This window comes from Pseudofrankia saprophytica, from assembly GCF_000235425.2.
GTDB classification, from domain to species: Bacteria; Actinomycetota; Actinomycetes; order Frankiales; family Frankiaceae; genus Pseudofrankia; species Pseudofrankia saprophytica.
Map to the genome: position 1 here is coordinate 8,080,092 of NZ_KI912266.1, position 8,090 is coordinate 8,088,181.

The 8,090-nt window shown below is 75.2% G+C and carries 8 protein-coding genes; 3 read left to right on the top strand and 5 right to left on the bottom strand.

All coding sequences use genetic code 11. The annotated features are described in order from the left end of the window. Positions 1-29: 29 nt before the first annotated feature. Complete coding sequence (locus tag FRCN3DRAFT_RS0234090) at positions 30-638, bottom strand: 1,2-dihydroxy-3-keto-5-methylthiopentene dioxygenase (protein WP_007520260.1); 609 nt, start codon at positions 636-638, stop codon at positions 30-32. Between the two features lie 368 nt (positions 639-1,006). Between FRCN3DRAFT_RS0234090 and mtnA the strand changes: the two genes are divergently transcribed. Together mtnA and FRCN3DRAFT_RS47565 are read left to right on the top strand one after the other, a co-directional pair. Continuing rightward, on the top strand, positions 1,007-1,996 hold the full coding sequence (gene mtnA / locus FRCN3DRAFT_RS0234100) for an S-methyl-5-thioribose-1-phosphate isomerase (protein ID WP_007520259.1): 990 nt from the start codon (positions 1,007-1,009) through the stop codon (positions 1,994-1,996). Between the two features lie 84 nt (positions 1,997-2,080). Continuing rightward, positions 2,081-3,223 carry a LacI family DNA-binding transcriptional regulator gene (locus tag FRCN3DRAFT_RS47565; protein WP_007520257.1) on the top strand — a complete coding sequence of 381 codons (1,143 nt, stop codon included), beginning with the start codon at positions 2,081-2,083 and terminating at the stop codon, positions 3,221-3,223. A gap of 71 nt (positions 3,224-3,294) precedes the next feature. Here the strand turns inward: FRCN3DRAFT_RS47565 and FRCN3DRAFT_RS47570 are convergent, their stop codons facing one another. Continuing rightward, a complete protein-coding gene (locus FRCN3DRAFT_RS47570) occupies positions 3,295-4,812 on the bottom strand; it encodes an MFS transporter (protein ID WP_007520255.1) in 1,518 nt (505 codons plus the stop codon). A gap of 54 nt (positions 4,813-4,866) precedes the next feature. Here FRCN3DRAFT_RS47570 and FRCN3DRAFT_RS47575 point away from each other — a divergent pair, with 54 nt between their 5' ends. Further along, positions 4,867-5,574 carry a TetR/AcrR family transcriptional regulator C-terminal domain-containing protein gene (locus FRCN3DRAFT_RS47575; protein ID WP_007520253.1) on the top strand — a complete coding sequence of 236 codons (708 nt, stop codon included), beginning with the start codon at positions 4,867-4,869 and terminating at the stop codon, positions 5,572-5,574. A 119-nt stretch (positions 5,575-5,693) separates the two neighbouring features. Here FRCN3DRAFT_RS47575 and FRCN3DRAFT_RS0234120 read toward each other — a convergent pair whose 3' ends face one another. From FRCN3DRAFT_RS0234120 to FRCN3DRAFT_RS47580, 3 genes are all read right to left on the bottom strand, one after another. After that, entirely contained in the window at positions 5,694-6,374 is a 681-nt protein-coding gene (locus tag FRCN3DRAFT_RS0234120; RefSeq protein WP_232794236.1) for a class II aldolase/adducin family protein, read from the bottom strand. Positions 6,375-6,435: 61 nt separating this feature from the next. Continuing rightward, on the bottom strand, positions 6,436-7,131 hold the full coding sequence (locus FRCN3DRAFT_RS0234125) for an ABC transporter ATP-binding protein (protein ID WP_035930737.1): 696 nt from the start codon (positions 7,129-7,131) through the stop codon (positions 6,436-6,438). 56 nt (positions 7,132-7,187) lie between these two features. After that, on the bottom strand, positions 7,188-8,090 hold a 903-nt coding region (locus FRCN3DRAFT_RS47580), incomplete at its 5' end, for an ABC transporter ATP-binding protein (protein ID WP_007520248.1).

Consider the following 8,090-nt stretch of genomic DNA (forward strand, 5'->3'; position numbering starts at 1 on the left):
GTCGGACGGCCGGCGGCCGGGGCCAGCCGTCATGCTCCGGCGCGCGGCGCGCCGACGCGCGCGAGCGTGTCGAAGTCGGGGAAGCGGGCGGCGATGTCGCTGCCGGTGAAGTCGCCCACCCAGCCGTCGGGGTCGCGGAAGAACCGGACCGCGGTGAACGAGGGCGCCGTCCCCATGTCGAACCAGTGGGTGGTCCCGGCGGGCACGAACAGCAGATCGCCGGCCTCGCACAGCACGGCGTGCACCTCCTCACCCCGGGAGGCGTCGCGGGTGTGCAGGTAGAAGACGCCGCGGCCGGCGGCGAAGAAGCGGACCTCGTCGTCGGCGTGGGTGTGCTCGGCGAGGAACTTCGCCCTGGCCACCGCCGCCGTCGCCGCGAAGCTCGGGGCGCCCGTCGGGTGCAGCGCGACCACGTCGATCTGGACGAAGCCCTCGGTCTGGACGACCCGCTCGATCGGGTCACGGTAGGCCGCGAGGACGTCCTCGGCCGGCGCGGTGGACGCCAGGCCGGGCACCAGCGGCCAGCGCTCGAACCGGAAGCCGAGCCCGCCAAGGAAGGAGCCGATCAGCGCCGGGTTGGTGGTCGCCAGGGCCACCGTCGCCGGGTCGTCCGCCGGCCAGGTCGTCAGAGCCGTCATCCGTGCCTCCTCGGTCCGAGCCGCCGTCCCACGGACGGAACCCGCCGATCGTCCGACCGGCGGAAAACCCGAGTCAAGACGCGGGCGCCATCATGACGTCCCGGTGACAACACCGTGGCATCGGCGCCACCCGCTTGACCAGGGCCGGGCACGATCCGCATAGTGCCGGCATGTCGGAGCCGCCGGACCCAGACCAGAGCGGGTCCGCCCCGCTGGCTGGCTCGAGCTGGCCTCCGCCGCGGCCAGCCCCCCGGCAACCGCACCGATGGCCACCGCCGTCCCCCGTGCCCTCGGCGGCGGCGCGGCCGCAGCCGCGGCCGTCATCCTCGCCGTCGCTGCCATCGCCTCCACCGTCGAGCCCGCGCCCGGTGGTGTGGACGGGCACGTCCGTCCGCCTGCTGGACCAGACCCTGCTGCCGGACCAGCTCGCGGACGTCGACATCCACCGGGTCGACGACCTGGTGGCCGCCATCCGCCGGCTCGCCGTCCGCGGCGCGCCCGCGCTCGGGATCGCCGGTGCGTACGGCGTCGCCCTCGCGATCGTGCAGGCGGCGCGCGAGGGCTGGGACGGCTCCACGTTCACCGCCGCGGTCGGCCGGTTGCGCGCCGCCCGGCCGACGGCGCTCGCGCTCGCGCTCGGTGTCGACGCCGCCTATGCCGTCGTCGACGATGGGCTCGACGCCGTCGTGGCGGTGGGGCACGCGCTCGCCGAGGCGGACGAGCGGGCGAACCGGGCGATCGGCCGGCACGGCGCCGACTGGATCCTCGCCCGGCTCGGCGACCGCCCACTACGCGTCCTCACCCACTGCAACACCGGCGCGCTGGCCACCGCCGCCTGGGGCACCGCCCTCGGAATCATCCGCGAGCTGCACGCCCGCGGCCGGGTCGAGCTGGTCTACGTCGACGAGACCCGGCCGTTGCTGCAGGGCAGCCGGCTCACCGCCTGGGAGCTGGCCCAGGCCGGCATCGACCACCGGGTGCAGGTGGACGGCGCGGCGGCCGGCACGATCGTCGGCGGCCTCGTCGACGTCGCCATCGTCGGCGCGGACCGCATCGCGGCGAACGGCGACGTCGCGAACAAGGTCGGCACCCTCGGGGTGGCGCTGGCCTGCGCGCACGCCGGCATCCCGTTCGTCGTCGCCGCCTCGGCGTCGACGGTGGACGAGGACCTGCCGAGCGGATCTCTGATCCCGATCGAGCGGCGCGCCGACGACGAGGTCCTGGCCTGGTCCGCCCGCCGTGTCGCCCCGCCGGGCGCCCGCGCCCACAACCCGGCCTTCGACGTCACCCCCGCGAGTCTGGTCAGCGCCCTCATCACGGAACACGGCCCCCGCCCGCCCACCGTCTCCCCCATCTGACCTCCCCCGCCTGATGGATACGCGTCGGTCTGGTTGATGGGAAGGCGTTGAAGCGGCCAGGGCGATCGTCCGACACTGGCGGTCATGAGCCTTACCGAGCGGACGGCGGACGCGCGTCCTCCGGAAGGGCGGCCTGGCGGCGCCGCCTCCCACGTCATCGACCACTCGGCACATGACGGCGCGGCACGCGCCGACGGGACGCGACGGCGGCGCACCATCGAGGACGTCGCGGCTCTCGCCGGGGTGTCGCGCGCGACCGTCTCCCGCGTCCTCAATGGCAGCACCCACGTGATCCCGGCGACCAGGAACCGGGTGCTCGCCGCGGCGGACGAGCTGGGCTTCGTGCCGAGCCCCGCCGCCCGCGCGCTGGCCGGCGGGCGAGGCGACCGGGTCGCCATCGTGGCGATCTCGCACCCCTGGTGCCCGGAGGAGGACCGGTTCTTCGGCACCGTCGCCTACGCCGCCGCCGAGGCCGCAGGCACGGCCGGTCTTGGGGTCTTCCTGCGGAGGTTGGAGCACGGGGACGGCGCCGGGCTGCGGGAGCTGGCCGCCGACCGCGCCCTCGCCGGCCTCATCGTCATCAACCCGAGCCGCGAGGCACTGGCCGTGTTGCCGCGGCAGGTGCTGCGCCGCACGGTCACCCTCGGGGCCTGCTCGCCGGACGTCGCGGCGGCCGACGTCGACAACCCACGCGCGTCACGAGCCGCGCTCACGCACCTGTCCAGGCTCGGCCGGCGGCGCATCACGCTGGTCGCGGGCCCGGACGACCTGCCGTGCGTACGGGAACGGACCGAGGCCTACCTCTCCCACCAGGCCGAGCTCGGCGAGCCGGGCCGGCTCGTGCGCTCCCGGCTCGGGGTGGCGGCCGCGGCCGCGGCACTCGACGCCTCGTTCGAGGCCGACGGACCGCCGGAGGCGATCTTCGCCGCGCACGACGGCCTGGCCACCGCGGTCGTCGAGGTGTGCCGCGAGCGGGGGCTGCGCCTCGGCGACGACGTGGCGGTCGTCGGGTTCGACGACGACCCGGCCCCGCTGGGGGCGGTCCGCCACGCCTACGCGGCCGTGCGCAGCCCGGTGCCCAGCATCGCCGTGACCGCCCTGCGGATGGTCGCCTCCGGCGACACCCGGGCCGAACAGCGCAGGCTCCCTCCGGCCGAGGTGGAACGGGGGCACGGTCGCGGGCTCTCGCCCCGACCGGCGGCGGTTGCGTCCGGCGGGTCGGTGTAGGCGCGGGTAGCGGTCGTTGGGTGGTGGCCCGTCGGTGGGGTGTCGAACCCGAGGCGGGCGGATCGCCTCCATCAGGTCGCCTCGGTCAGGTCGAGGTCACGTGACACGGTGAGGCGCGCGACGACGGCGACCGCCGCGAGGATCCCGGCGCAGGCCAGCAGGGCGATCTGCGCGCCGGAGGTGAACGCGTGGCGTGCGGCGGCCGAGAGGGCCGCGTCGTGCAGGCTCAGGGCGCCCCGCAGCGAGTCGCGCGCGGCCGCGGGCGCCGCCGACGGCAGGTCGGACTGGTAGATCACGTTGTAGATCGAGCCGAGCAGCGCCACACCCAGCGCCCCGCCGATCTCCTGGAAGGTGTCGCCGAGCGCCGCGCCCGTCCCGGCCGCCTCGGCGGGCAGCCCGTCGAGCACCGCCAGCGCCGCCACCGTGATCCCCAGGCGCACCCCGGCGCCGAGCGCGAGCAGGCCACCGGCCAGCGGCAAGTAACCGTGGCGGATCCCGAGACCGAGGCAGGCCATCGCCGCGGCGGCGATGAGCAGGCCCAACGCGGCGGTGCCCGCGGCGCCCAGGCGGCGCGCGCTCCACGTGAACAGCGGTCCGGCGCCGATGAGGCCGATCGCGATCGGCGCCGAGCTCACCCCGGCCTCGATCGGCGAGTAGCCCTTGAGGATCTGCAGGTGCTGCGTGATGAGGAACAGCGAGCCGCTCGCCGCGAACATGAGCGCTCCCTGCGCCGCGCCGGGGCCCGCGACCGCGCGACGCCCGATCAGCCGCACGTCGAGCATCGGGTGCGCCGCGCGCAGCTCCCACCACACGAACACGACGCCGGTGACGAGCGCGCCGAGCGCGGGGCCGACGACGAGCGGGGAGCCCCAGCCGTGGTCGGGCCCGTCGACCAGCGCGGCGACCAGGCCGAGCATCGCGAGCACCGACAGGACGGCGCCGGGCAGGTCCGCGGGACCGCCCGACCGTTCGGCGTCGGGCGGGATGACGGCGCGCACCAGCAGCAGCGCGAGTGCCGCGATCGGCACGTTGACGAGGAACACCGACTGCCAGGAGAAGAACTCCAGCAGCGCGCCGCCCAGCAGTGGGCCGATGACGAACCCCAGAGCCGCGACCGAACCCGCGATGCCGATCGCGGTGGCCCGCGCTGGCCCCTCGAAGGCGCGGTACATGAGCGCGACCGTGCTCGGCAGGAGGAACGCGGCGGCCACGCCGGAGAGGGCGCGCAGGGCGATCAGCTCGGGCCCGGAGTGGACGACGAGCACGAGCGCCGAGGCGGCGGCGAAGGCGGCGAGGCCGCCGAGCAGCACCCGGCGGCGGCCGAGGCGGTCGGCGAGGCTGCCACCGGTCAGCAGCAGGCCGCCGAACAACAGGCTGTAGGCGTTGACGATCCACTGCAGCTGGCTCGTGCCGGCGTTCAGGTCGGTGGAGATGGAGGGGAGCGCGACGTTCAGGACGGTGTTGTCCACGGTCACGGCGAGGGTGGCGAGCATCAGCGCGGCGAGCACGGGCCAGCCCGCGCGCAGCGAGGTCGCGGGCGGCCTGCCCGTACGAGGTTCGACTTCTAGAACGCTGTTCGATGCGGTCATGGGGACTACGATGACCCGAACAGTGTTCGAGCGTCAATAACCCGGACGGTTCCCATGCCCAAGCGGTCCACCCGGCCGCACGACTACGGCCACTCCTTCAAGCCCGCGAAACGCCCGCCGTTGCACCGCGACCGCGTCGTGGAGATGGCGATCGCGATCCTCGACGCGGACGGCCCCGACGCGCTGACCTTCCGCCGTCTGGCAGCCGATCTGGAGGTCGGGGTCGCCACGCTCTACTGGCACGTCGACAACAAGGACGTGCTGCTCAACCTCGCGTTCGACCACGTGGTCGGCGAGATCGAGGCCGGCTTCGACGCCGAGCCGCACCGGCCGTGGGAGGAACGCCTGCGCGACGGGTTCATCGACCTGTGGCGCGTGCTCAGGCGCCACCCCTGGGCGGCCCGCCTGGCCATCGCCTCCGTCGAGCGAGGCCCCAACACGCTGCGCCACTGGGACCGTGGCGCGATGCTGCTCCTCGACGCCGGCTTCGACGAGCGGGCGGTGTTCTACGGGCTGTCGGCGATATTCACGTACGTGATCGGCACCGGCGTGCAGGACGCCACCTGGCACTCGTACACCGCCGACAACGAGCAGGTCCAGCGGGAGGCACTCGACCAGGCGACCGCCTTCTTCGCGTCACTCGACCACGACGCCTACCCGTCGTTCCGACGCGTGCTGCCCGTGCTGGCCGCCCACAAGGAGGACGAGCAGTTCCTCGCCGGCCTCGACCTCGTCATCGCCGGCCTGCGCGCCCAGCGCTGACACCGACGCCACGCGTCTGATCACCCCGTCCGGCACCTGTCGAAAGAGCCGCCGCAGCCCCAGCGCCCGCCGCCCCGGTGTCCGGTGTCCGGTGTCCGGTGTCCGGACAGCGTTCCCTGTCAGGTGTTGGAGACCAGAGCGCAGAGCCAGTCGACGGCCTCGGCGTGGCGGCGGGCGGCGCGCAGGTCGTCGCCCCAGGCGTACATGCCGTGGCCGGCGACGAGGAGTGCCGGCACTCCCGGCTCGAGAGCGGCCAGGGCCGCGTCGGCGAGCACGGCCATGTCCTGGCTGTTCGGGACGACCGGCAGCCGGGTGGCCGCGCCATCGGCCGGCCTGCCCAGCGCCTTGAGCATCTCCAGGCCGGCAAGCTCCACTCCGCCCGGGTGGCGGGCCGCCGCGCGCACGCACGCGAGGGTGTGCAGGTGCACCACCGCCCCCGCCCCGGTCGTGGCGGCGAGCCGGGCATGCAGTGCCGCCTCGGCGGACGGGCGCACCCGGACGCCAGCCGCGATGACGCCGCCGGACGGGGTGGCCGTGCCGTCACCGGTGGCCACGAGCAGACGGCCGTGACCGTCCACCTCGACGATGTCGAGCACGGTCAGCTCGCCCTTGTCTCCGCCGGAGCCGGTGACGGCGAGCCGCAGTGGTTCCCGGCCGAGCACGACGGACAGGTTCCCGGAGGTCGCCCGCATCCAGCCAAGCCCGGCGAACCGCGCCGCCTCGGCGACCAGTGCCGCGGCGACGGCGAAGCGTTCCTCATGCCCGGCCATCCCGCGCGGTGTCGCCTTCCCATCGGCCACTTCTTGACACTGACACAACCACTCGGAGCAGGCCCGGACGCCAGCTGAGGCCGACGTCCGGTCAGGCCAGCGGGAGGTAGGCGCTGGCGACGGCGTCGCGGTTGGCCTCGGCCTCCGTCGCGGTGCCGGACCAGGCGAGCCGGCCGTGCCGCAGGACGTGGACGTGGTCGGCGATCGTCAGCGCGCTGCGGACGTGCTGCTCGACGAGCAGCACCGCGAGGCCCTCGTCGGCGGCGGCGCGCACCGCGGTCAACAGCCGGGTGACGATCTGGGGGGCGAGCCCGAGCGACAGCTCGTCGGCGAGCAGCGCGGTCGGCCGGCGGGCCAGCGCCCTGGCGAGCGTCACCATCTGCTGCTGGCCGCCGGAGAGCAGCCCGGCCTTGCGGTCGAGGTGCTCCTCCAGCTCGGGGAACGTCGCGAGCGCCAGCGCCGGGTCGCAGCGGCCGACGCGCAGGTTCTCGCGCACGGTCAGGCTCATGATCACCGAACGGTCCTCGGGGACGAGGCTCAGCCCGGAGCGGGCACGCCGGTGCAGCGGCGCGGTGGTCGCGCTGCCCGCCCAGTGCACCTCGCCCGCCTGCGGCGTGAGCGCCCCGGCGAGGGTGAGCAGCGTCGTGGTCTTCCCCGCCCCGTTCGGCCCGAGCAGGACGACGACCTCGCCGGCACGCACCTGGATGTCGAGCCCGCGGACGACGGGCGCCCCGCCGTAGCCGGCGGACAGCCCGTGTGCCGCGAGCACCGGAGGCCGGACAAGCATCGGCCGCGCACGGCGGCCACGCCCGGCCAGCTGCCTGACCACCCCTGCCTTCGCGCTCATCGGGCGGCCCCCGGCGCCACCGGCTCGCCGGCCAGGCCGGACTCGCTGGGCCGCGCGGCCGGCTCCCGCTGGGCGGGAGCCCGCCGGCTGCGCGGGACGGTGACCTTCTCCCCGAGGTAGGCCAGCTGCACCATCGGGTCCTCACGGACCTGCGCGGGGGTGCCCTCGGCGATGGTCCGGCCGGCGTCGAGGACGACGACCCGGTCGCAGACGGACATGACGACGTCCATGTCGTGCTCGTTCAGCAGGATGCCCAGGCCCCACTCGTCGGCGAGGCGGCGCAGCAGGGCGGCCACCTCGGCGCTCTCGTGCTCGTCCAGCCCGGCGCAGGGCTCGTCGAGCAGCAGCACCGACGGGCGGGCGGCGACCGCCCGCGCGATCGCGAGCAGCCGGCGCCGGCCGTAGGGCAGCTCGGTGACGGTCCGCAGGAGGTCGTCGGCCAGCCCGAAGGCCTCGATGGCGGCGCGCGCCGCCGGCGGCAGCACGCTCGTGCGCGGCCAGACCAGGTTCGTCAGGTAGGCGCGCAGGTCGCGCGGGTCGCTCGCGGCCTCGATGTTCTCCAACACGGTCAGGTCCTCGAAGAGCTCGAGGTTCTGGAACGAGCGCTGGACGCCGCGCCGCGCCCGGCGGTGCGCGGGCAGCCGGTCGAGCCGGTGCTCGCCGAGTGTCAGCTGCCGGGCCCTGGCCGGGGTGTAGCCGGTGATCGCGTCGATCACGGTGGTCTTGCCGGCGCCGTTCGGGCCGATCAGGCCGACGATCTGGCCGGGCGTGACCCGCAGGCTCACGTCGTCCACGGCGGTGACGGCGCCGAACCGGACCGTCAGCCCCCAGACCGACAGCGTCGCAGGCCGGATCACGCCCGCGCCGCCCGCGAGCGCGGCGAGCCTCGCGGCCCGGGC

What these genes read in the sequence shown, in the direction of transcription:
- FRCN3DRAFT_RS0234090 (WP_007520260.1), bottom strand. Translation starts at nt 638, where the DNA reads ATGACGGCTCTGACGACCTGGCCGGCGGACGACCCGGCGACGGTGGCC.
- FRCN3DRAFT_RS47565 (WP_007520257.1), top strand. Translation starts at nt 2,081, where the DNA reads ATGAGCCTTACCGAGCGGACGGCGGACGCGCGTCCTCCGGAAGGGCGG.
- FRCN3DRAFT_RS47570 (WP_007520255.1), bottom strand. Translation starts at nt 4,812, where the DNA reads ATGACCGCATCGAACAGCGTTCTAGAAGTCGAACCTCGTACGGGCAGG.
- FRCN3DRAFT_RS47575 (WP_007520253.1), top strand. Translation starts at nt 4,867, where the DNA reads ATGCCCAAGCGGTCCACCCGGCCGCACGACTACGGCCACTCCTTCAAG.
- FRCN3DRAFT_RS0234125 (WP_035930737.1), bottom strand. Translation starts at nt 7,131, where the DNA reads ATGCTTGTCCGGCCTCCGGTGCTCGCGGCACACGGGCTGTCCGCCGGC.